Here is a 22,605-nt window from a genome sequence, read left to right on the forward strand (position 1 = left end):
ACGCAGGTTTGGCCTTGCAGGGCGACCCTTGTCGCTGCGGACTATTCAGGCCGCCCATAAGGACTTATCAGGCATGTCTGTCCAGCGCCGGCAGAACGCCCGCTGACCCGGGCATTCACTCTTTTGGCTGACCCGGCAAATCCCTCTTTTGGGCGCTTAACCACCAGTGGGCGACTGGTTAGCGTGACGGCTCAACACCTAACCACGTTTTTCAGGAGAGCCGCATGACAACAAAAACAACACATGCCATCTTCCAGCCCCGCGCTCTGGCTGTTGCCGTGGCGCTGGGCTGTGTCGCCCCGGCGCAGGCGATTTCTTTCAATATCGGCGAGGTGGAGGGGCAGTTCGATTCTGCTTTGTCGGTTGGCGCCAACTGGGCGGTGCGCGATGCGGATCGCGATTTCATCTCCACCGCCAGCGGTGGCCAGGCGTCTTCGCGGACCTCCGATGACGGCCGGCTGAATTTCGAGAAGGGCAAGACCTTCTCGAAAATTTTCAAAGGTATTCACGACCTCGAACTGAAGTACGGTGACACCGGCATCTTTATTCGCGGCAAATACTGGTATGACTTCGAGACCAAGGACGAAGGGCGCGAGTTTTATGATATCGACGACAGCAACCGCAAGACCGCGGCGCAGTCTTCGGGCGCGCAGATTCTCGATGCCTTTATCTACCACAACTACAACCTGGGCGACTTGCCCGGTAGCGTGCGTGTCGGCAAGCAGGTGGTCAGCTGGGGCGAGAGTACCTTTATTGGTAACTCCATTAACTCCATCAACCCGGTCGACGTTGCAGCGTTTCGCCGCCCTGGGGCTGAGGTCAAGGAAGGGCTGATTCCGGTCAACATGCTCTATGTGGCCCAGAGCCTGACCGACACCCTGAGTATGGAAGCGTTTTACCAGCTGGAGTGGGACCAGACCGTGGTGGACAACTGCGGCACCTTCTTCTCCACCGCTGATGTACTGGCTGATGGCTGCGAAGACCGTCTGGCTGTTTTCGGACCTGACCTGCCGCCGGGCGTATCGAACAACAGCCAGGCGTCTAACCTTTATATCCCTCGCGCGCCTGACCGTGATGCCCGTGACAGTGGCCAGTACGGCATCGCCTTGCGGTGGTTTGCCGAATCGCTGAACGACACCGAGTTCGGCGTCTATGCGATGAACTACCACAGCCGTGGCCCGGTATTCAGCACCATTCGCACCACCGCACCGAGTGCTCAAGTCACTCCTGGCGCGCCGAACGCGCGCTACTTTGTCGAATACCCCGAAGACATCCGTCTGTACGGCCTGAGTTTCCAGACCAACCTGGGCGGCACCGCGCTCTCGGGTGAAGTCAGCTACCGACCGAACATGCCGCTGCAGATCAACTCCACCGACCTGTCGTTCGGCGCTCTCGGGCTGCCGGTCAGCCCGATCTTCGAGAGTGGCCATGCGCAGAACGAGGCGGGCGCAGACCTGCACGGTTATGACCGCCGCGCGGTGACCCAGGCTCAGCTGTCGGCAGTGCAGTTTATTGATCGCGTGCTCGGTGCCAGTCGCCTGACCCTGGTAGGTGAGGTGGGCTACAACCATATCGCCGGCATCAGCGATGACATTGGCGAACTGCGGTTCGGCCGCGACCCTATCTATGGGCCGGGTGAATACAGTGCGCCTGGGGTGTGTGCGTTATTCAACGCGCCTAACCCCGACGAGTGTCAGGGTGATGGGTTCTATACCACCAGCTCCTGGGGCTATCGCGCCCGTGCCAACCTCGACTACAGCAACGTCTTTGCCGGCATCAACCTGAGCCCGAACGTGGCCTGGTCCCATGACGTGGACGGTTACGGCCCGAACTTCAGTGAAGGCAACAAGGCCATCAGCATCGGCATTAACGCCGACTACAAAAACACCTACAACGCCAGCCTCAGCTACACCGACTTCTTCGGCGGCGACTACAACACAACCACTGACCGTGACTTCGTTGCCCTGAGTTTCGGTGTGAACTTCTGATCAACCTTGCGCTAAGGATCCGTAAACGATGAAAACAACAAGAATCCTGCAAACCGGTGCCCTGGCCCTGACCTTGCTCGCAGGCAGTGTGTGGGCTGCAGTCTCCGAACAGGAAGCCGCGCAACTGGGCACGACCCTCACTCCGCTGGGCGCGGAAAAAGCCGGAAATGCCGATGGCAGCATTCCGGCCTGGGCTGGCGGTCTGTCGACCACTGCGGCGGCGGTGGATGGCAAAGGCTTCCTTGCCGATCCGTTCGCCAACGAGCAGCCGCTGTTCACCATCACCGCGGCCAATGCTGCGCAGTATCAGGACAAGCTGTCAGCCGGGCAGTTGGCGATGTTCAAGCGTTACCCCGAGACCTACAAGATTCCGGTGTACAAGACCCATCGCACGGCGGCGGTGCCCGAGGCGATCTATACCGCCGCGCGTACCAGTGCGCTGAAGACCACACCGGTCGATGGTGGCAACGGTTTGCAGAATTTCGGCGACAGTCGCTACTACGCGTTTCCGATTCCCAAGACCGGGGTGGAGGTGGTGTGGAACCACATCACCCGTTACCGCGGTGGTAACACCCGTCGCGTAGTGACCCAGGCCACGCCCCAGACCAATGGCTCCTACAGCCTGGTCAAGTTCGAAGATGAGGTGGCCTTCCCGGCTGACATGCCCGACCTTGATCCGGCAAAAGGCGCCAATGTCCTGCTGTACTTCAAGCAGCAGGTGACCGCGCCGTCGCGTCTGGCCGGTAACGTGCTGCTGGTGCACGAGACCATCGACCAGGTCAAGGAGCCGCGCCTGGCGTGGATCTATAACGCCGGCCAGCGCCGTGTACGCCGCGCACCGCAAGTCGCCTACGACGGCCCCGGCACTGCCGCCGATGGCATGCGTACTGCGGACAACTTCGATATGTTCTCTGGTGCGCCTGACCGTTACGACTGGCAACTGGTGGGCAAGAAGGAGATGTACATCCCTTACAACAGCTACAAGCTCGATTCCCCGTCGCTGAAATACGACGATGTGATCAAGGCTGGGCATATCAACCAGGACCTGACCCGCTATGAGCTGCACCGCGTCTGGGAAGTGGTCGCCACGCTGAAGTCCGGCGAGCGCCACATCTACGCCAAGCGTCATATGTACGTCGACGAGGACACCTGGCAGATCGCCCTGGTTGACCACTACGACGGCCGTGGCCAGCTGTGGCGCGTGGCGGAAGGGCATGCACAGAACTACTTCAACCATCAGGTGCCGGGCTACACCCTCGAAGCGTTGTACGACCTGGTGGCTGGCCGCTACCTGGCGCTGGGCATGAAGAACGAAGAAAAGTCGGCCTACACCTTTGGTTTCAAGGCCTCGGCCGCCGACTACACCCCGGCGGCACTGCGTAGCTCTGGCGTGCGCTGAGTCACCGCTGAACGCGGCCTGCCGTACACCCGCGACGGGTGAGCGGCAGGCGTCAGTCCGGCGCCCTGGGCGATTACGTAAAAGGCCCGCTCGGGCCTTTTTTTATTGTTGGGCATCAGGCCGACTGATGGAGCTGTGCGTGCCGCGCGAAGGGGGCTAGCCTCAGTCGCAGTCTCGCATAACAACAATCACGAGCTGTCATGACCGCCTACGCGCCTCCTTCACCGTTTGCGGCGTCGCCTTGCAGCAAGCAGACTCCGCCACGCCAGCCCCCCGGCCATATCAGTCGCCAGGCCTTGCAGCAGCGCCTGTTGCAACAGGACTGCCGGCTGCGTCTGCTGGTCGCGCCTGCTGGGTTCGGCAAGTCGGTGCTGCTGGCCGATTGCGCGCGATCCTGTCCATCCGGCATCACCCCGTTGTGGCTCAACTGTGCCGGCCTGGCGCCAGGCAGTGAGGCCTTCTGCGAGGCGCTTGGCCGTGTGCTTGGTTACCCAGCAGGGATTGGCGAGCGCGGCTTGCTCGATTACTTGGCGCAGGAACAACGGCCGTTGTGGCTACTGCTCAACGACTATGCCCGTGACCCCGATGAACAGCTCGATGCCTGCCTGGATCGGTTGATCGCGGCTGCCTCGGCGAGCCTGGTCTGGTGGTTGGGCAGTCGGCGGCGCCCGGCGTGCAACCTGCCGCGCTTGCTGCTCGAAGGTGAACTCTTCGAGGTCGGTGCTGACGAGTTGGCGTTCAGTGCCGAAGAAGTTACCCAGTGGCTGGGACCCGCCCAGGCAGGCCTGGCGGATGCGTTGCACGGCATGACCCAGGGCTGGCCTGCGGCATTACGCCTGCGCCTGTTGGCCGGGCAGGGTGAGCGCGAAGGGTCGCAGCCGCTGGCCGATGAGCATGGCGCTTTGCTTTGCGACTATGTCGAGCACGAGGTGCTGCATGGCTTGCCGGACGAGTTGCAGCAGGTACTGATACAACTGGCGCAGTTACCGCGCTTCAACGCAGCCTTGTGTGATCACCTGCTTGGTGTAGGTGAAGGCGCCGCCTGGCTGCAGGCGCTGCGGGCGCGGGGGCTGTTTATCGACGCTCTCGACGACACGGGCGATTGGTTCACCCTGTTTGCGCCCCTTGCTCAGGTTTTGCAGCAGCGCGGCAAGGCGCAGCCGTGCAACAGCCTGCACGTGCATGCCAGCCAGTGGTTTGCGGCTGCCGGCGATGTGCGTGCCGCGGTCGAACATGCGTTGCATGGTGGGCAGCCGGAGGTGGCTGCCAGTTTTCTCGAACGCTTTACCGAAGAGCAATTGCTCCAGGGCCAGGCGTTGAACCTGATCCTGCGTTGGCGCAGCGAGTTGCCCGAAAGCCTGCTACTCAGCACCCCGCGGTTGATTCTGCTGAATAGTTGGGCGCTGCTGCTGGTCGGTCGTCTTGACGAAGCGCTGGCCTGCGCCGAGCAGGTGGCGCGTTTTCAGCCGCGTCCGGATGCCGAGCGCACCCGCGAGCTGTTCGCCCAGTGGCAAGCGTTGCGGGGCCTGGTAGCCGCTGGACGCTGTTGCGCCGAGCCGGCACGCCTGCACATTGGTCAGGCGCTTGAGGGGCTGCCGGCGGGGGCCTGGGCACAAGCGCTGCTGTGCCGTGCGGCGTTGACCCAGATGGCGATTGGCGAGGGTGCGCTGGAAGAGGCCCAGCGCCTTTGCCACGCGGCGCTCAAGCAGGCGCGCCTGAGCGGCAGTGCGGTGTTCGAGGTGCTGCTTGAGCTGGACCACGCCCTGTTGCTCGAAGGGCGTGGCGAGTTTTCCCGTGCCCAGGCATTACTCCAGCGTCAGCTGGCGCAGCTCGATCCACACAGCGTTCGGCAGACACCGGTGTGGGGGCGTATTCACCTGCGCCTCGGGCGTCTCGCGTTGCGCCTGGGGCAGGCCGAGGAGGCGGCGCAACTGCTGCACAGCGGTTTGCAGGATGCCCTGCGTTTCGGTGATCCGGGCGCGTTCTACGGTTACCTGGGGCTGGCCGAACTGGCCGCGCGGCAGCAGGACTTGGCCGGCGCATTCAGCCTGCTGGCTCAGGCCGAACGGTTGATGCAGTGCCAGCATGTTGCAGAAACCCTCTACCGCGGACCACTGTTGCTAGCCAGTAGCCGACTCTGGTGCCGCCAGGGCCATCCCGAGCGTGCTCGGGTGGCCGTTACCCGAGTGCTTAGTTATCACCAACGCGACGGTGCGGTCCTGCCGCCCAGCCACTTTCCTGAACTGATCCCGCGCTTGCAGGCGCTGCTCGCCAGTCTCGACTTGCAGGCCGGTGAGGACGTCCGCGAGCGCCTTGCGGTTTTACTGCAGCACAGCCAGCTGCAGGGTCGCCAGGCCCTGAGCTGCGAACTGGGCCTGGCTTATGCCCAGGCCTGCGCGGCTGCCGGCGACCCGCTCGCCGCCAGCCAGGCCAGGCAGCAAGCCGAAGCGCTGCGTGCCCGGCTGAACCTGCGCTGGCTGTGGTTTGCCTGTGACGAGGAACCAGCGCACAAAGAACCAGAGCCTGTCGAAGCGCTGCTCAGCGGCCGCGAACTGGCAGTGTTGCGCCTGATTGCCCAAGGTTGTTCCAACCTGGAGATTGCCGAGCAGCTGTTTATTTCCCTGCACACGGTCAAGACCCACGCACGGCGCATCAACGGCAAGCTGGGCGTGTCCCGGCGAACCCAGGCGGTGGCCCAGGCCAAGGCCAGGGGGCTGCTTTCTTGATAGTGATCATTGCTGCGCCAATCTGAGTTATACAGGCGCGCTCGGTAGCCTGGGTCGAGCGCAGCGACACCTGGGGAGTGCACGTTGCCCTAACCGGGTTTATGGCTGTCTTAAGGGTGTGTCCCCATTGGCTGTGGCAGTCGAATGCAGGTCATAACGCAACTCCAGTAGGAGCGCCGCCCCGGCGCGAAGCTTTTGGACTATTCGCTATACCGTTCAATGGCTGCTATTCGCCGCGAGGCGCGGCTCCTACGAGAAGCAGCGACGTCGTGCAACACAAAACGAGGACATAGCCTTCTCAATGCACCGCCCGAGGCGCCTGTAATTGGCGCAAGCGCTCGCCCAGCAGCATGCGTTGTGCGGGGTCGTCGCACAGCAATAGGGCATGCTGCACATCGAAGCGTTCGGCCTGCGGACAGTCCAGGTACTGGTACAGCTCGGCTCTTGCCAGGTGGTCGGCCATGCTGGGCGGGGCAAGTTGCAGCACCCGTTCGGCATCCTTGAGGGCGGCCAGGTAATCACCGGCCAGGCGATGCAGTTGGCGCAGGTTGCGTGACAGGCGCACCAGCATGTCCTGGGCGCTGCAGGTTTGCATGTGGCCGGCTTGCAGAACGGTGTCCGCACCCTGGCTACGGCTGAGCAGCTCGCGGCAGTCGCGTGGGTACAGACGCCTTCCGCCACAGGGGTCGAGCAGGTGATCGGCACCGGGGACACGCAGTAGAAAATGCCCAGGAAAGTTCACGCCCAACAACGGGATGTCCAGGCGTCGTGCCAGCTCCAGGGCAATCAGCGCCAGCGACAGGGGCTGGCCCCGGCGGCGCAGCAACACCTGATGCAGCAGGGCGCTATGCGGGCGCAGCGGGCTGTCGTCGTCCTCATGAAAGTCCAACTCACCGAGGCGTCGTAGTAACGCCTGGGCCAGCTCATTTGCCGGCAAGTTCGGCAGGCTTGCGCCAATGCGTTGCTGCAGGCTGTTCAGGTCACGCAGAACCTGATCCGGCTGCAGGCTGGCATCGTGCTCGGCAGCGACCCACAGGGCTGCTTCGAACAAGGCAGGCGGCTGACGCTCCAGGCAAGCGAGGCAGAACTGGCGTGGACTCATGGGCACCCCCGGTACGATCAGCTGTATGCTTTGTGCACAGGCTGTTTGTAGCCGGAGGTGGTCTTGCCGTCCAGTCGCTTGTGCAAAGCCCCTGGCTTACTCGGCGGCGGTCGTGCTCAGTTCACCGAGCGCATCAGGCTGGTTCTTGAAGGCTTTGGCGAACACTTCACGGTGGCGAGCCATATAGATACCCAGCTCTTCACCCTGTTGCTCGCTCAGCGAGGGGACGGCCTTGTGCAGAACATCAGTCAGCAACTCGGCCAGCTCGAGCATCTTGTCATGACGATCCGCTTCGGCTTTATCCATGAATAAACGCTCCAAATCTCGGCTGCTGCGGTACACCACTTCGACGGCCATTCATCACCTCTATGCCTTCATGCTCTGGGTTTATAGTACTGGTTGCATATACAGCTTGCGAGCATAAACAACTGCGCGCGTTTTGACCAGCCGCCCTGCAGGGTAGATGAGCGGGCGCTCCTGTGCAGTAAACATGATTCACAGGTAAGGAGGTGTTTTGGATTGGGCGAGACAGCACCTGGCAAGGCTGTATGGAATGTGTACATGACTTGTACAATTATTCTGGCGAGGGTAATGGCTTATAGCTATCCTCAGCGTGGGGTGAGTCCGTATCGGCTCTCCGGTATCCATGCAGGCAACCGCTTAACCGCGACTTTGCGAGGTGCATCATTCTATTATCCGCAGGCCGTGCCGAGCGCAAACTCCTGGCATTGATCGCCATTGCTTACCTGAGCCTGTTCGTCGTGGCGGGTGCCATCTGGGGCAGCCGTGTTGATCGGCTCGACGGGCAGCGAGCCGAGGCCCTGCATGCGTCGCTGTACAACCTGGCCAATACCCTGTCGCTGCTCAAGGATGCCGAAACCGGTCAGCGTGGTTATCTGTTGACGGGCGACCCGGACTACTTGGAACCCTATGACAGGGCGGTGCAGCGTCTGGAAAAGCAATTCAGTCAGCTGCGTGAATCCCCAGCGCTGCAAGCCTACGACACCGACTTGATGGTGACTGAACGGCTGGTCAGGCTGAGGATGGCCGAGCTTCGCGAAACCATCGATCAGTATCAGATGCTTGGTGCACAAAGTGCTCGGCAGCGCGTGCGTGATAATGAAGGGCGTCTGTATATGCGCGAATTGCGCTGGCGTATCAAAGCGCTCGAAGAGGGGGTTAGCCAGGAGTTGGAAGCACTGCGTGCGAGCAGTAATACCCGTACGCATATTGCCTTCTGGGGGGGCGGAACAGTCGCGTTGTTGATGCTTGCGCTGCTGGGCTTGGTTTATCGCGAGTTGCGGCGCGACCTGCGTGATCGTGACGAGCTGCTTGCGCGACTGGAGTATGAGTCGCAGCACGATGCACTGACCCAATTGCCTAACCGGCGTGCCTTCAATGACCAGCTCGACCAGGCGCTCGCCCTGGCGCGGCGGGCAGATCGACAGGTGACGCTGATGTACCTGGACCTCGACGGCTTCAAGCCGATCAATGATGCCTACGGCCATAGCATGGGCGATCAGGTGCTTAAAGCCACTGCCCAGCGTTGGCGCGCGTTGGTGCGCGAGGGCGAGGTGCTGGCGCGGTTGGGGGGCGACGAGTTCGCGGTGATTGCCGAGGGCGAGCCCGCGGCCCTGGAGTCTCTAGCCACCCGCATGATCGCGGCACTGGATGCGCCGGTGTTCGATGAGATGCCCGCCCTGCGGGTAAGCGTCAGCATCGGTATGGCGCAATTTCCTCGGCATGGCGAGGACGGTCGGCGTTTGCTGGCTGCTGCCGATACTGCCATGTACCGCGCCAAGGCAGCTGGTAAACACTGCTTTGTCTGGCCGCCAGCATCCAGCGCGGCATCGGCCCCGCTACTGACTGCTACTGACTGACTGCGACAGACTGACACGTCTGGGCAAGGTGTCTTTGTCACGTTCCGCCCCCTATCCTTTGCGCTGGCCTTTTTCCTGCATGATGCGGGCACCTTTCTGGCGCGCCTTCTAGCGCCAACTCATGGAGTCACCTGAACGTGAAACACACTGCTGCCGAACGCGCCCGCGAGCGCATGCACGGGCTCGCCGAGTCCCTGGGCAATCTGCTGATGGAGGCGTTCCATTACCTTGCCCTGTTTGCCATTGGTGCAATTACCGCCTGGGGCGGCTTGATGGCCTTTATCGGCATGCTCGACAAGGGACAGATCACGGTCGATGACATTCTGCTGCTGTTCATCTACCTCGAGTTGGCAGCGATGGTGGGGATCTACTTCAAGACCAACCACATGCCGATCCGCTTCATGATCTATGTGGCGATCACCGCGCTGACGCGGTTGCTGATTTCCGATATTTCCCATCATCACCGCCCGGATGTGGGGGTGGTCATGGTGTCGGGGGCGATTCTATTGCTGGCCCTGGCGATTCTGGTGGTGCGCTATGCCTCGGCGCGCTACCCCTCGGTGCAGGCCGACAGCGGGCGGCGGCACAAGCGCAACTCGGCCGATGATGCCGCCGAGCGCGACGATACCCAAAGCGACGACTGAACCTACGAGCGGCGCGTCGGCTCAGGGGCCTTCGAGCGGCGCGAACAGCGCCTGTAGATCGTCTTCGCTGAGCTGCCACTGCGCCTGGCTGCCGCCCTCCAGCACGCCGCGCGCCAGGTTGGCTTTGCCCTGTTGCAGCTGCTGGATCTTCTCCTCGACGCTGCCGCGGGTGATCAGTTTGTAGACGAACACCGGTTTGTCCTGGCCGATGCGGTAGGCGCGGTCGCTGGCCTGGGCTTCGGCGGCCGGGTTCCACCAGGGGTCGACATGGATCACCGTGTCGGCAGCGGTCAGGTTCAGGCCCGCACCGCCGGCCTTGAGGCTGATCAGAAACACCGGGTAGGCGCCGGCCTGGAACTGCTGCACCGGTGTGCGGCGGTCCTGGGTGCTGCCGGTGAGGCGGGTGTAGGCGATCTGCCGGGCCTCCAGCTCCGGCTCGATCAGTTCGAGCAGCGAGGTGAACTGGGAAAACACCAGCACCCGCCGACCTTCGCCGACCAGCTCTTCGAGCATGGCCAGCAGTGCGCTGAGCTTGCCCGAGTCGGCAGCCGTCAAGCCGCTGGCGTTGCCGTCGAGCAGGCGCAAATCGCAGCAGGCCTGGCGCAGACGCAGCAGGGCTTCAAGGATGACGATCTGGCTCCGCGCCATGCCCTGGCGGGCGATTTCTGCACGCACCTTTTTGTCCATGGCCAGGCGCAGGGTTTCGTAGCGGTCGCGCTGCAGCGGGCTGAGCTCGACCCAGTGGGTGATCTCGGTCTTGGGCGGTAACTCGCTGGCCACCTCCTCCTTGCGCCGGCGCAGCACGAACGGGCGAATACGTCCATGCAGGTGCGCCAGGCGCTGGGCATTGCCCTGGCGCTCGATGGGCAGACGGTAGTCCTGGGTGAAGGCTTTGCTGTCGCCCAGCCAGCCGGGCATGAGGAAGTTGAACAGCGACCACAGCTCGCCCAGGTGGTTTTCCAGCGGCGTACCGGTCAGGCACAGGCGCTGACGCGCGTGCAGTTGGCCGGCGGCCAACGCTGCCTTGCTGCGCGGGTTCTTGATGTTTTGCGCCTCGTCCAAAATCAGCAGCGGGTACTGGTATGCGCCTAGGGTCTTGAGGTCGCGGGGCAGCAGGGCGTAGGTGGTGAGCAGCACGTCGTGCTCGGCGATCTGCTTGAACAGTTCGCGGCGCTTGGCGCCGTGCAGGGCCAGGACGCGCAGTTGCGGGGTGAAGCGTGCCGCTTCGTCCTGCCAGTTGGGGATCAGGCTGGTGGGCATGATGATCAGCGCCGGCTGCTGCAGGCGCCCGGCCTGTTTTTCGGCGAGCAGGTAGGCCAGGGTCTGCAGGGTTTTGCCCAGGCCCATGTCGTCCGCCAGGATGCCGCCGACTTCCAGCTCGCCCAGGGTCTGCATCCAGGCTACGCCGTGCAGCTGATAAGGGCGCAGCTCGGCGTGAAGGCCGGCGGGCGCGCTGATCGGGGCCAACTGGCGGGCCTGCAGGCGCTGGGCGAAACCGCGCAGGCGCTCGCCGCCTTGCCAACTCAGCGTTGGCCCCTGCTGCAGGGCGCCCAGGCGTGCAGCATCGGCCCGTGGCAGGCGCAGGCGTTCGCTGTTCTCGCCGGGTTCGCGAAAGAACAGCTCGCCCAGGGTGCCGAGCAGTGGCTTGAGGCGCGCGTAGGGCAGGGCGGCGCGCTGCGTGCTGTGCGGCAGGCTGACCAGCAGCAGTTCGTCGTCCGCACGCTTGGCCAGGGTTTCGCCGCTGAGCAGGCCAGGGGTGCGACGGATTGCTTGCAGCAGAATCGGTAGCAGGCTGATGCGCTGGCCGTCGACCTCGATACCCAGCTCCAGATCGAACCAGTCGTGTTCGCGGGTTTCCTCGACCTCGGCGTACCAGTCGTCGATCTGCGCCAGGTTGTACTGGAACTCCGGGTGCATCTGAATATGCCAGCCGTCGCGGCGTAGCTGCGGGACCACATGCTGGACGAACTGCAGCCAGGCCACCTCGCCGGGCAGCTCGAAGTGTTCACCAGGGTGATTGGCCAGGGCTTCGCTCTGGCGCAGGGCCACTTGCAGGCCGGCGTCTACCAGGCGCTGACGCAGGCGCGCTTCGCCGTTGGCATCACGTTCAATGCGCAAGGTGGCGGCGCCGGGCTGGCGCACCAGCAGGTCTTTGTTGGCCCGGCCAAAGGCCGGGTGGCCCAGGTAGGTGAACGCCAGGGCGGCGCGGTGTTGGGTCTGCTCGTGCATGCGCCCTTTGCGCGCATCGAAGTGCACGCGTACGTGGCTGCCGAGCGTCAGCAGAGCCTGGGGCGCGAGGCCACGCAGGTGCTGTTCGGGCACCTCGAGAGTGTGTAGGTGAGGACGGTCCTCGGTCATCAAGCGGGCAACCTGCTGGGCGTGATCTATCGACCCCGATGCCGTGACACCAGGTAAAGCAGCCGATTCTGGCACAGCCGCAGGGGGTTGCGGCAATCAGTCGGGTTAAACCTGCTGCTCAACCGTTGCGCTGTTTTACATAGGCCATAAAGGCTGCCAGCGGCACTGGTTTGCTAAACAGGTAACCCTGGTATGCCTGGCAGCCATTGCTGGCGAGAAACTGGCGCTGCGCCTCGGTTTCCACGCCTTCGGCAATCACGTTCATACCCAGGCTATGGCCAAGGGCGATGACCGTGCGCACGATGGCTGTGCTGTTGGCATCGCTCGGCAGATCGCAGATAAATGAGCGGTCGATCTTCAGGGTGCTCAGGGGCAGGCGTTTGAGGTGGCTCAGGGATGAGAATCCCGTGCCGAAGTCATCCAGCGAGAAGCGTACGCCCTGGTCGACGAGGGCGGTCATCTTGCGGATCAGGTCGTCCATGTCCTGCACGATCAGGGTTTCGGTCAGCTCCAGTTCCAGATGCTGGGCGTCGATCCCGTAGGACCCGATCAACGTCAGGACGCCGCTAACGAACTCTGGCCGGCGCAGCTGCTTCTGACTGATGTTCACCGCCAGACCCAGGTTGCCGTAACGCGGGTCCACCTTCCAGGCTTGCAGCTGGGCGCAGGTTTGCGCCAGCACCCACTGGCCAATCGGGATAATCAGCCCGGTTTTTTCCGCGTGGGCGATGAATTCGCCAGGAGGGATAAGGCCGCGTTGAGGGTGTTGCCAGCGGATCAGCACCTCGGCGCCGGTCACCTGGTCGTGGCTGTTCAGCTGCGCCTGGTAATACAGCACAAACTGCTCCTCGCGCAGGGCCGCGCGCAAGTCGCTGTCCAGTGCCGAGCGCTCGGCGGCATCGCTTTGCAGAATATGCAGCAGGGTAAAGAGCATCGCCATTGCGGCAATACCTTGCACCCAGGAGCCGACCACCCGGACATCATCCGGCAAGCTGTAAGCGTAGGTCGGTGCCCAGGTCGAGGAGGCCAGGCCGGTAAACAGCAGCAGACACAGCAGTGCCGCGCCATAGCGCAGCCACATGGGCTCATCGCGAAAAGCCATCAGCGCCGCCACGGCGACTGGCAGCAGGTACAGGTGGGTCGCGCGGGGCGCAACGGCGTTGGGTGGGTCCAGGAGCAGGGTCATGCCAACGATGATCACGATCACGGTACCGAACAGCAGCAGGTTGGCCTGGCGCGCATAGTTGCGCAGGGTCAGCAGCAACACGCCAAGGCCGCAGGCAATCAGCAGCACGTCCATCAGTACGATGCTCCAGGCACCGCGCAGGCTGAATACGCAGGCCCAGAACACACCCATCACGATCATCACCAAGCTCGCCAACAAACGCATGCGTCGCTCGCGGCGCTGACCGATCAAGGCAAGATCGCGCGCCTGCCAGAGCTGCAGCAGATGCTGGAAAAACGTGGACAGGACGCTCATCGAAACTCCCGAAGTGGCCCGTTCAGTCTTGAGGAAGCTGAGCCGAATGCAAGGCGGGCGTTGTCTTTTTTGCCGTTCGCGGGTTGTCTATCCTGTACCTAAGCCCAGTGCGACCGCTCAGTCAGCACTTTACACTGACGTCTCGGCTATAAGGCTGAGTCAGTGAGGAGTAGGCATTGCGAAAGTGGTGGTTTGGCATGGTATTCGGTGCTCTGTGCAATGCGTTAGCGCTAGCCGCGCCGGTGTGCCCGGCTGGGCAGCAGCCGATTTGCGTGCTGGTGTGTTTCTGCGCGCCGGGTACGCCAGAGACCGAGGTCATGGCCGAGCAGGTTAGCCAGGCGGCGGCCGTGGCCTTGCAGCAGTGGTTGTTGCGTGCGCGTGAGGTGGCGGTGGCGCGAGGTGTGCAGCCAATGCCGTTGCATATTCGGGTGCAGCTTGAACCGTTCTACCCGGCCCATGTGCTGAATGCCGCGCGTTATCGCGTTGGCGGTGCCGAGGAGTTGAATGCGGCTAACGCGGTATTACAGAACCCGGATGTCAGTGCGGTGACCTTGGTGGATGTGGTGATCTTCCGCCATGCCGCTGACGCCGAAGACAACCTGGTGCTCTGGGTGCACGAGCTGACCCATGTCGAGCAGTACCAGCAATGGGGCGTGGCGCAGTTCGCCGCGCGCTATATCCGCGATTACCAGTCAATCGAGGCGCCGGCCTACACCAAGCAGCGCGAGGTGGCCGAGGCGCTTGGCCTCACCTCGGGGCGTATGCCTGAGCCGTTGCCATTGCTCCAGCAGTAGCTGCGATGCGCTTTAACGCCGTTTGACGACTGCCAGCCAGGCGCACAGCGGATAGCAGGCGTAGTGCACGGCGAGGATCAGCAGGCCCATTGGGCTGGGGTCGTCCTTGATCAGCATCATGCCGAGCAGGCCTAAGTAGAGCAGGCCAAGGCCGCCGCCATAGAGGACGACCAGTTGCCAGCCTTCGCTCGGTTCAGGGCGGCGCGCCTGTCGCCAGTTGAACCACAGGGCCATGCCGGCGGCGACTGCGGCGGCGATCACTAGGGTGGTCAGCGGCCCGCCCAGGCGCACGAAGGTGCGCAGCAGCAAGTTGAGTATCACGACGGCAGCGATGCCGCTCAGCGCCAGGCGGATCATGCTTTGCTCACAGGGTGCGGTCTAAGCCGAAGCGCTTTTTCAGAACGCGTTCGAGCAGGGCCTTGGGCAGCATCGCCAGCAGCGGCAGGGCGCGGCTGCCGTTACCAATGCGCAGCAGGCGCGGCGGTTTGTTGCTTTGTACGGCGGCGAGCAGGTTGCGGGCGAAGTGGCTGGCTGGAGTGGGGTTGTCCTGGGAGGCGCGGGCACGGGCGCGGATACCTTCGCGGATCGGCCACCAGGGCGAGCCTTCGTCGAGCAACTGCTCGGCCTCGCGGCTGGCGTTGGCGCCGAAGCTGGAGGCAATGGCGCCGGGCTGCACTTCCATCACGTCGATGGCGAAGGGCGCCAGTTCCATGCGCAGGGCGTCCGAGAGGGCATGCACGGCGGCCTTGGATGCGCAGTAGGCGCCGGCGAAGGGGGTGACCAGAACGCTGGAGACACTGCCAATATTCACCACCAGGCCTTTGTTGCGGCGCAGATGGGCGAAGCAGGCGCGGGTGACGCCGACGAGGGCGAATACGTTGGTCTCGAACTGCCGGCGCATGGCTTCGGCACCGCCGTCGAGCAGCGGTCCCATGGCGCCGTAGCCAGCGTTGTTGATCAGTACGTCGAGGCCACTTTCGGCTTCGTCCAGGCGCGCGACCAACTGGGCCAGTTCGGCCGGATTGTTGACGTCCAGGGCTATGGCAGTAAAACCGGCTGCTTCAAGTGCAGCCAGGTCTTCGGCCTTGCGTGCCGTTGCCCAGACGCGGTAACCCGCCTGCTGAAACTCAGTGGCCAGGGCACGGCCAATGCCGCTGGAGCATCCGGTGATCAGGGCGACAGGCTGGGTCATGGGTTAGGTTCCTTGTGGGCGGGCTGGTAGTGCAACACGACTAATCTATCGCGTTTTGTGGGAGGGGCGGGCGGCATCCCGCTTTAGGCGTGATTGACTCTTAAAGCGTCGCGGCTAAGGCTCCTCCCACACACCTCGTCGATATCTGGCATCGGCGCTAGCGGCTAAAACTGCCTTGCACACGCTCGGCCCGGAACTGCAGGGTCTCGGCGCGGTAACCGCTGCGCAGGGTTGGCAGGGGCTGGCAGGATTGCCAGCTGGAGCCGGGCAAGAGTTCGCCGGGGCCGCTGTAACGTGGGGATTCGTAGAGGCGTTCAGCCAGATTGATGGTGTCGCCGGGACGGTAGGCGGCGACCTGCCAGTGCAGTTCGAGCAGTGCGGCGCTGCTGCCGTTTTTCAGTTCGACGGACAGCGGACGGTCAGCGGGGCAGTCCGTGGGCGCGTAGTTGAGGCGCAGTTCGAGGTGGGCCAGGTGACGGTTCTCGCGGCTTTCCTGCCAAAGCACCCAACTGGCGACCAGGCCCAGGCCAACCAGGGCGGCCAGGGTGATGGGCAGGGCTTTGCTGGGATAGCGGATCAGCAGGATCAGCCAGCTCAGTACCAGTATTGCGCCGTACAGCATGGGCAGCTCCTGTGTAGAGGGATGGGTTCATCCTACACAAGCTGTGCCCTGGGGTCTGCCGACCATATGGCCGACAGTGCCTGAGAGGCAGTAGAGGCCCGCCCGGCAAGGGGCGGGCGAGTGTTTCAACGTGCTGCGATCTGCACGACTTCGACGTTATCGGTACGCCCGTAAACGTCCTCGAAACGTTCGATGTCGTCTTCACCGAGGTAACCGCCGGACTGCACCTCGATGATCTCCAGCGGAATCTTGCCTGGGTTACTCAGGCGGTGCACGGAGGTCATGGGGATGTAGGTCGACTGGTTTTCGGTGAGCAGGAAGGTCTTGTCGTCGCAGGTGACCTCAGCCGTACCGGAGACCACGATCCAGTGTTCGGCACGGTGATGGTGCATCTGCAGCGACAGCTGCGCGCCGGGCTTGACGGTGATGCGCTTGACCTGGAAGCGTCCGCCGGTGTCCACCGAGTCGTAGGAGCCCCACGGACGGTAGACCTCGCAGTGGTTCTGGGTTTCGCTGCGGCCCTGGGCGTCGAGTTGGTTGACCACGGTTTTGACGTCCTGCACGCGGTCCTTGTGGGCAATCATCATGGCGTCTTTGGTTTCCACCACCACGATGTCGTCCAGGCCAATCACCGAGACCAGTTTGCCGTTGCCATGCACCAGGCAGTTGCGGCTGTCGTGCACGGTGACGTCGCCTTTGGTGACGTTGCCGTTGGCATCCTTGGCATGCACGTCCCAGATCGACGACCAACTGCCGACGTCGTTCCAGCCGGCGTTCAGCGGTACTACGCAGGCCCGGTTGGTGCGCTCCATCACGGCATAGTCGATGGAGTTGTCCGGGCAGCATTCGAAGGTGGCCACATCGATGTTGACGGTGTCGCCATCGGTTTCGCTGCGTTCCAGGGCCAGCAGGCAGGTGTCGTAGATATCCGGCTCGTGGCGCTGCAGCTCTTCCAGGTAACGGCTGGCGCGGAACAGGAACATGCCACTGTTCCAGAAGTAGTCGCCACTGGCGACGAACTCGCGGGCGCGGGCTTCATCAGGCTTTTCAACGAACCGCTGCACGCGGATAACGCCCTCAGGCAGGGCGTCATCGGCCACCGACTTGATGTAGCCATAGCCGGTTTCCGGGCGGGTAGCGGGGATGCCGAACAGCACCATCTCGCCTTTCTCGGCGGTTTCACGCGCCAGGTTCAGAGCTTTCTGGAAGGCCGGCTGGTCTTCGATCACGTGGTCGGCGGGCAGCACCAGCATCAGCTCGTCGCGGCCCTGGCCTACCAGCTTCATCGCGGCCATGGCCACCGCCGGGGCGGTGTTGCGGCCGAAGGGTTCGAGCAGCAGGGCTTGGGACGCCAGGTTCTGCGCCTGCAGCTGTTCCTGGACGATAAAACGGTGCTCCTTGTTGCACACCAGGATAGGCGGCTGGATGCCATCGAACGCCAGGCGTTTGAGGGTCTGCTGGAACAGCGTGTCGGTGCCGGTCAGGGCGAGGAACTGCTTGGGGTATTGCTTGCGCGAAAGAGGCCAGAGTCGCGAGCCGCTGCCACCGGAAAGAATTACTGGGATCATGTCGATTCTCCTGACGCGTTCAATGCATTCGGTTGGGCTCCCCGCGGATGCGGGAAGCCCCTGCTGCCCTGCCGGTTGGGCAGGGGGAACCTCTCCATTGCGTCCCTGCGTGGGGGCGCTGTTCTTGTGCTCGTGCGGACATCGTTTAGACAAAAAAACGGGTATCAATCTGTACGTGCCGGGCGCTTGACCCAGACCGGCGAACGCTGCTCGCCGCTGCCGGTGATGTAGAGCGCCACGACTTCGCCGCGGGCCAGGGTCACGGGCTTGAGGTCACTGATCTTGCGGTCGCCATCGAACAACGCCAGGCTGATCTTGACCGGGTTGACCTCGCGCTCGCCGCTGCCGTTCGGTGCCACGGCCTCGACCACGGCGGCCTTGCCGTCGGCGGTTTTCAGGCTGAGCGGGCTGTCGGACAGGTTCTGCACGCGTAGCAGGGCTTTCTGCTTGTTGTTGAAGGGCGCCTCGGGCACCAGTTTCGGCGCGCTGCCGGCCTGGTTGACCAGGGTGTAGTAATGGTCGGCTTCCAGGGTCACTGGCAGGGTGGTGTTGCCCACCTGGGCGCTGTAGCTGCCGGCGGGCAGGTAGCTGAAATCACTGGAACCCAGGGGCGCGATGTCGTTCAGCGCGGTGTTGCCGACGCTGACATCGAGCTCGCTGTTGCCCGCGTTGTAGGCGCGCACGAAGGCTGAGCCCTTGGGCGCATTCGGGGCGTACAGGCCACCTTCGCCGGCCAGGCTGGGCAGGCTGGCAAGGCCCAGGGAAAGGGCGACGGCGCAGGACATCCAGCTGCGTTGGGTGTGTCGGGTCATGGTGTTCCTCCATTGGGTGGTTCAAGGCTGCTAAGCCGTTGTTGGGTGAGCGGCGTGCCGCTCGGCTTTGTTCGTCAGGGGTTGTTGGCCAAACGTTGCGTTGCCGGGGTCGCCTTTAGGGTGGCGACCCAGTCGGCATCGAAGCCGCTGAGGTCAGGAGCCATCGGCAGGTAGCGCTCGGGGAACTCCCAGATCACCACCTGCGGTGCGCCTTGTTCTAGGGCATCGCTGTTCAGGTACTTGAGCATCGGCACGATTGGCCCTTGGCCGTCTTCGGCGTAATTGGCCAGGTCGCGCTGCAGGTGTTCGCGCAGGGCACCCTCGAAGTTCCAGTTGGGGTTGGCGCTGTAACTGGTGCCCACCAGGGCCACCGGGATTTGGTTATCGGCGAACAGCGCGTCGGCACTTTCCGGGTTATCGGTGACGCCTTCGGCCGGGTGGGTATCGCGGCGTTGCAGGCGGTCCTGCTCGGGCATCAGCGTGCTGAACAGCGGGTCCATGGGCAGGAAGCTGGTGAGGTCGCCCTTGTAGCGCTGCTCGGCGCGGGGTTGGGTCACGTAAGTCTGGGCTTCACCGTTGAGGCGCACGCTGGCCTGCACCGCATCGGCCAGGGCACGGGCGACCAGGTCAGCGCCCTGGGGGGTCCAGTGGGTGTCGGTACGCAGGAACAGCGCCCCGTCATCCTTGGCCGGCTGCAAGCGGGCAAGCAAGTCCGGCGCATTCAGCCCGGCCTGGCGCACGGCCTGGTGGAACTGCTCATACAGCGCCTGGTGTTGGCTGCTGACAGCGTGCTCGCCGACGAACTCGGGATAGAGGCGGCGTTTGGCCGGGACGATGGCCAGCACCAACTGCACGTCATGCCGGGCCAGCTCGTCGCGTACCCCGCGGATGATCGCCAGGTTGTCGCGCTGGTGCTGCTCGCCGCCGGCCACCGGGTTGAATTCCTCGTCGGTGTAGAGCCAGTCGCGCTCACCGACCACGACGCCCGGCCGGCCTTCACCGAACAGCAGGTAGTCCAGGGCGGCCCAGACGTTGGTGCCGATGTCCTTGACCGGAAACTGCTTGTCGTAGTGCTGCTCGAAGGTCTTGGCCAGGCCGCCATCGAGCACGCTGATGGTGGGCGGCAACTGGTAGCTGGCGAAGCTGCGCAGCGACCAGATAAACAGCAGGCCGAGCACACCCAGGAACAGGGCGATATAGAGTTTGCGTAGCTGACGGGTCATGGTCGCCTCACTCAGAACTGGAAGTAGAGGAAAGGGCTGAAGCTTTGTGCCGAGAGCTTCAGCACCGAGGCGCAGAACAGCACCAGCAGTAGCGCACGCACGGCATAGCGCGGTATGGCAGCGCTCCAGCTCGGTGCCTGAACCTGTACGGCGCCGCCGGCGACCACCAGGCCAGCGTCGTCACCCGGTACGGCCTTGACCATGCGCGGCTGCGCGGTGGCCGGGCCGTCGGCGCGGCTGTCGTTACTCTGGCGGTTGTGCCGGTAGAACTGGCGCAGGCCGCAGAACGCCAGTACCGCATAGGCCAGTACCAGGGTGGCGATCTGCAGGTCGGTAACCTGCGCGGCGTTGAGCTCGCTCAAGGCCCAGCCGTTGAAGCTGAACAGGGCGGCGTACATGCGCCAGGCCACGTCGAGGTTTTCCGCGCGGAAGATCACCCAGCCGAGCATCACCAGGAAGAAGGTGAAAGCCCATTTCAGCGGGTTGATGACCTTGGGCGCAGCGTTGACCCCCAGTGCGCGCTCGATGGCCAGCCAGGCACCGTGCCAGGCGCCCCAGATCAGAAAGGTCCAGTTGGCGCCGTGCCAGAAACCGCCCAGCAGCATGGTCAGAAACAGGTTGCGGTAGGTGTTGAAGGTACCTTTACGGTTACCGCCCAGGGGCACGTACAGGTAGTCGCGCAGCCAGGTGGAGAGGCTGATGTGCCAGCGCCGCCAGAACTCGGTGATCGACTGGCTGATGTAGGGCTGGTTGAAGTTTTCCATAAAGCGGAAACCCATCATCAGCCCCAAACCGATGGCCATGTCGCTGTAGCCGGAGAAGTCGAAATACAGCTGCGCGGTGTAGGCGATCATGCCCAGCCAGGCATCACCGGTGCTGGGGTTTTCCAGGGCGAAGCAGTGGTCGACCAATGGCGCCAGGCTGTCGGCGATAAAGACCTTTTTCACAAAGCCCTGCATAAAGCGCGTGGCGCCTTCGCTGAACTTGTCGACGCTGTGGGTGCGGTCGGTGAACTGGTCGGCCAGATCCTTGTAGCGCAGCACCGGCCCGGCAATCAGTTGCGGGAACAGGGCAATAAACGCCGCGAAGTTGATCAGGTTTTCCGTGGGCTTGGTGTCGCCGCGGTAGACGTCGATCAGGTAGCTGATGGATTGGAAAATGTAGAAGGAAATCCCAATCGGCAGGATCACGTGGGTCAACAGGAACGGCTCGAAGCCGGCGGCTTCCAGGGCTGCGTTGATATTGGCCATGCCGAAGTTGGCGTACTTGAAGTAGGCCAGGGTCGCCAGGTTGCCGACCACGCCCCACAGCACCCAGCGCTGTGCGGCTTTGCTGCCGATTCCGGCGCGGTCGATACGTAAGCCGAAGATGTAGTTCCACAGGGTCACGGCGACGAAAAGCAGGAGGAAGTCCACCCGCCACCAGGCGTAGAACAAGTAGCTGCCGATCAGGATCAGCAGGTTGCGGTAGCGGTTACTGCTCAGGTAGTACAGGCCGAGAAAGATCGGCAGGAACAGGAACAGGAACACATTGGATGAAAAGACCATCCTGGATCTCCGGTGAGTCACACGGGGGATAAGCCCCCCATTCCCCCCGCTGGCGGGGGGCGTTTTCAATACAGTGGAGTGGCTGCTGACCGACTCCGCTCAAGCATGCAGACGGGCGTTGCTATCAGCTGTCGTCAGCCTTTTTGGGGTTGAACACCTGGCTCACGTCGCCACCCAGACGGAAGGTCTGGAACGGCCCCATCTTTTGCTCGCGCTCACGGGTCAGCGGCGTGCAGTCATAGAGCGTGCAGTAGGGCGCCAGCCAGGCGAACTTGAAGTGCTTGTGCAGCTCTTCCATGTCCTGCTTTTGCCCGGTGCGCTTGTTGAAGTCATCGGGCTTTTCCATATCGTCCAGCACTCGCTCGGCCAGGCGCTTGAGGGCGCCATGGTTCTCGCCGCGCAGGTCGACACCGTTGGCCTGGGCGAAGGCGGCGACCATCACCAGCGGCGGCAGGCTGTAGTTGTGGTAGGCCAGGGCGCGCTGACGACGCTTGAGCTCGTTGGGCAGGAAACCCTGCTCGTCGACCTGGTTGGCGCCCACGCGGAACTGCTCCACGGCCCAGTCGAACAGGTCGCGACGGTCGCTGGCCACCGCGGTGGCCATGACCGACCAGGCGGCCCAGTAACTGTGGTTGTTGATCTTGCGCAGCGGCAGATCGCTCCAGTCGTGCACCGTCTGTTCGGCCATGCGCACGAACCAGTCTTCGATCAACTTGCTCTGCTCGGCATAGGGCGCCAGCGGCCGAGACTCGGAGAACTTCAGCCGCAGGTAGCCCGAAGACAATGTGCCCAGCGCCCATTTGCGGATCGATTTGCCGGTGTGGTTGTACTCCGGGCTCATCAGGGCATCGGCCTGGGCCCAGGTGCTCATCCAGTTCAGTGCGCACTCGAGTTGCTGACGGTCGCCGCCACGCATGTAGTTGAGGATCTGTCGGTTGACCCCGCGCTCCAGCTTGGTGATGTCTGCGGTGCTCTCGCGGAAGGCTTTTTCCGAGGACTTGTTGAGGGTTGCGCGGGCGCTGTCCGAGCCTTCGTACTTGCTGCGAAAGTCCAGCTTGGCGGTGTACGGCTTGGGCGGCGCATCACAGCTGCGCGAAGGCTTGTCGCGTTGCTCGACAGCGGCGTAGTAGCCGCTGGGCGGTACCAGCGGCGCGGCCAGGGCGGTCTGTGCGAGCAGGCCGGCACCGAGCACGCAGGGCAGCCACAGCCAGCGACTGAGGCTGGCGTAACGAGGGCGAGTGGTCGGGTTGACGCCTTGCATGGTCTCTCC

General features: G+C 63.3%; 17 protein-coding genes and 2 pseudogenes. 7 read left to right on the forward strand and 12 right to left on the reverse strand.

Annotation, left to right across the window (positions count from 1 at the left end):
- Positions 1 to 224: 224 nt before the first annotated feature.
- From BMW49_RS07095 to BMW49_RS25570, 4 genes and pseudogenes are all read left to right on the forward strand, one after another.
- Complete coding sequence (locus BMW49_RS07095) at positions 225 to 1,988, forward strand: DUF1302 domain-containing protein (protein ID WP_069520014.1); 1,764 nt, start codon at positions 225 to 227, stop codon at positions 1,986 to 1,988.
- A gap of 28 nt (positions 1,989 to 2,016) precedes the next feature.
- A complete protein-coding gene (locus BMW49_RS07100; protein WP_069520015.1) occupies positions 2,017 to 3,387 on the forward strand; it encodes a DUF1329 domain-containing protein in 1,371 nt (456 codons plus the stop codon).
- 806 nt (positions 3,388 to 4,193) lie between these two features.
- Positions 4,194 to 5,813, forward strand: a pseudogene (locus BMW49_RS25565) (winged helix-turn-helix domain-containing protein); the annotation flags it as partial.
- Positions 5,814 to 5,921: 108 nt separating this feature from the next.
- Positions 5,922 to 6,113, forward strand: a pseudogene (locus BMW49_RS25570) (response regulator transcription factor); the annotation flags it as partial.
- Between the two features lie 298 nt (positions 6,114 to 6,411).
- Here the strand turns inward: BMW49_RS25570 and BMW49_RS07110 are convergent.
- Both BMW49_RS07110 and BMW49_RS07115 read right to left on the reverse strand, forming a co-directional pair.
- A complete protein-coding gene (locus BMW49_RS07110; protein ID WP_069520017.1) occupies positions 6,412 to 7,215 on the reverse strand; it encodes a SirB1 family protein in 804 nt (267 codons plus the stop codon).
- A gap of 96 nt (positions 7,216 to 7,311) precedes the next feature.
- Positions 7,312 to 7,572 carry a YebG family protein gene (locus BMW49_RS07115; protein WP_069520018.1) on the reverse strand — a complete coding sequence of 87 codons (261 nt, stop codon included), beginning with the start codon at positions 7,570 to 7,572 and terminating at the stop codon, positions 7,312 to 7,314.
- A 371-nt stretch (positions 7,573 to 7,943) separates the two neighbouring features.
- Here BMW49_RS07115 and BMW49_RS07120 point away from each other — a divergent pair, with 371 nt between their 5' ends.
- Both BMW49_RS07120 and BMW49_RS07125 read left to right on the forward strand, forming a co-directional pair.
- A complete protein-coding gene (locus BMW49_RS07120; protein ID WP_069520019.1) occupies positions 7,944 to 9,095 on the forward strand; it encodes a diguanylate cyclase domain-containing protein in 1,152 nt (383 codons plus the stop codon).
- A 173-nt stretch (positions 9,096 to 9,268) separates the two neighbouring features.
- Positions 9,269 to 9,739 carry a phosphate-starvation-inducible protein PsiE gene (locus tag BMW49_RS07125; RefSeq protein ID WP_069520053.1) on the forward strand — a complete coding sequence of 157 codons (471 nt, stop codon included), beginning with the start codon at positions 9,269 to 9,271 and terminating at the stop codon, positions 9,737 to 9,739.
- 21 nt (positions 9,740 to 9,760) lie between these two features.
- Here the strand turns inward: BMW49_RS07125 and BMW49_RS07130 are convergent, their stop codons facing one another.
- Together BMW49_RS07130 and BMW49_RS07135 are read right to left on the reverse strand one after the other, a co-directional pair.
- Complete coding sequence (locus BMW49_RS07130; RefSeq protein ID WP_069520020.1) at positions 9,761 to 12,097, reverse strand: DEAD/DEAH box helicase; 2,337 nt, start codon at positions 12,095 to 12,097, stop codon at positions 9,761 to 9,763.
- 118 nt (positions 12,098 to 12,215) lie between these two features.
- A complete protein-coding gene (locus BMW49_RS07135; RefSeq protein WP_069520021.1) occupies positions 12,216 to 13,577 on the reverse strand; it encodes a putative bifunctional diguanylate cyclase/phosphodiesterase in 1,362 nt (453 codons plus the stop codon).
- Between the two features lie 197 nt (positions 13,578 to 13,774).
- On the opposite strand from BMW49_RS07135, the gene BMW49_RS07140 reads away from it, so the two are divergent.
- Positions 13,775 to 14,371, forward strand: coding sequence for an eCIS core domain-containing protein (locus tag BMW49_RS07140; protein ID WP_069520022.1), 597 nt, complete (start codon positions 13,775 to 13,777; stop codon positions 14,369 to 14,371).
- A 12-nt stretch (positions 14,372 to 14,383) separates the two neighbouring features.
- Here the strand turns inward: BMW49_RS07140 and BMW49_RS07145 are convergent, their stop codons facing one another.
- From BMW49_RS07145 to BMW49_RS07180, 8 genes are all read right to left on the reverse strand, one after another.
- Complete coding sequence (locus BMW49_RS07145) at positions 14,384 to 14,728, reverse strand: hypothetical protein (RefSeq protein WP_069520023.1); 345 nt, start codon at positions 14,726 to 14,728, stop codon at positions 14,384 to 14,386.
- A gap of 7 nt (positions 14,729 to 14,735) precedes the next feature.
- Positions 14,736 to 15,563: an SDR family oxidoreductase gene (locus BMW49_RS07150; RefSeq protein WP_069520024.1), complete on the reverse strand. Its 828-nt coding sequence runs from the start codon at positions 15,561 to 15,563 to the stop codon at positions 14,736 to 14,738.
- 157 nt (positions 15,564 to 15,720) lie between these two features.
- Complete coding sequence (locus BMW49_RS07155; protein WP_069520025.1) at positions 15,721 to 16,185, reverse strand: multidrug transporter; 465 nt, start codon at positions 16,183 to 16,185, stop codon at positions 15,721 to 15,723.
- Between the two features lie 125 nt (positions 16,186 to 16,310).
- Positions 16,311 to 17,753, reverse strand: a complete 1,443-nt coding sequence (locus tag BMW49_RS07160; protein WP_069520026.1) for a mannose-1-phosphate guanylyltransferase/mannose-6-phosphate isomerase — start codon at positions 17,751 to 17,753, stop codon at positions 16,311 to 16,313.
- A gap of 164 nt (positions 17,754 to 17,917) precedes the next feature.
- On the reverse strand, positions 17,918 to 18,565 hold the full coding sequence (locus BMW49_RS07165; protein ID WP_069520027.1) for an alginate O-acetyltransferase AlgF: 648 nt from the start codon (positions 18,563 to 18,565) through the stop codon (positions 17,918 to 17,920).
- Between the two features lie 74 nt (positions 18,566 to 18,639).
- Positions 18,640 to 19,788, reverse strand: a complete 1,149-nt coding sequence (locus BMW49_RS07170) for an alginate O-acetyltransferase (protein ID WP_069520028.1) — start codon at positions 19,786 to 19,788, stop codon at positions 18,640 to 18,642.
- Positions 19,789 to 19,799: 11 nt separating this feature from the next.
- Complete coding sequence (locus BMW49_RS07175) at positions 19,800 to 21,335, reverse strand: MBOAT family O-acyltransferase (protein WP_069520029.1); 1,536 nt, start codon at positions 21,333 to 21,335, stop codon at positions 19,800 to 19,802.
- Between the two features lie 124 nt (positions 21,336 to 21,459).
- A complete protein-coding gene (locus tag BMW49_RS07180) occupies positions 21,460 to 22,596 on the reverse strand; it encodes a mannuronate-specific alginate lyase (protein WP_069520030.1) in 1,137 nt (378 codons plus the stop codon).
- Positions 22,597 to 22,605: the final 9 nt, after the last annotated feature.

The organism is Pseudomonas cuatrocienegasensis, assembly GCF_900110925.1.
GTDB lineage: Bacteria > Pseudomonadota > Gammaproteobacteria > Pseudomonadales > Pseudomonadaceae > Aquipseudomonas > Aquipseudomonas cuatrocienegasensis.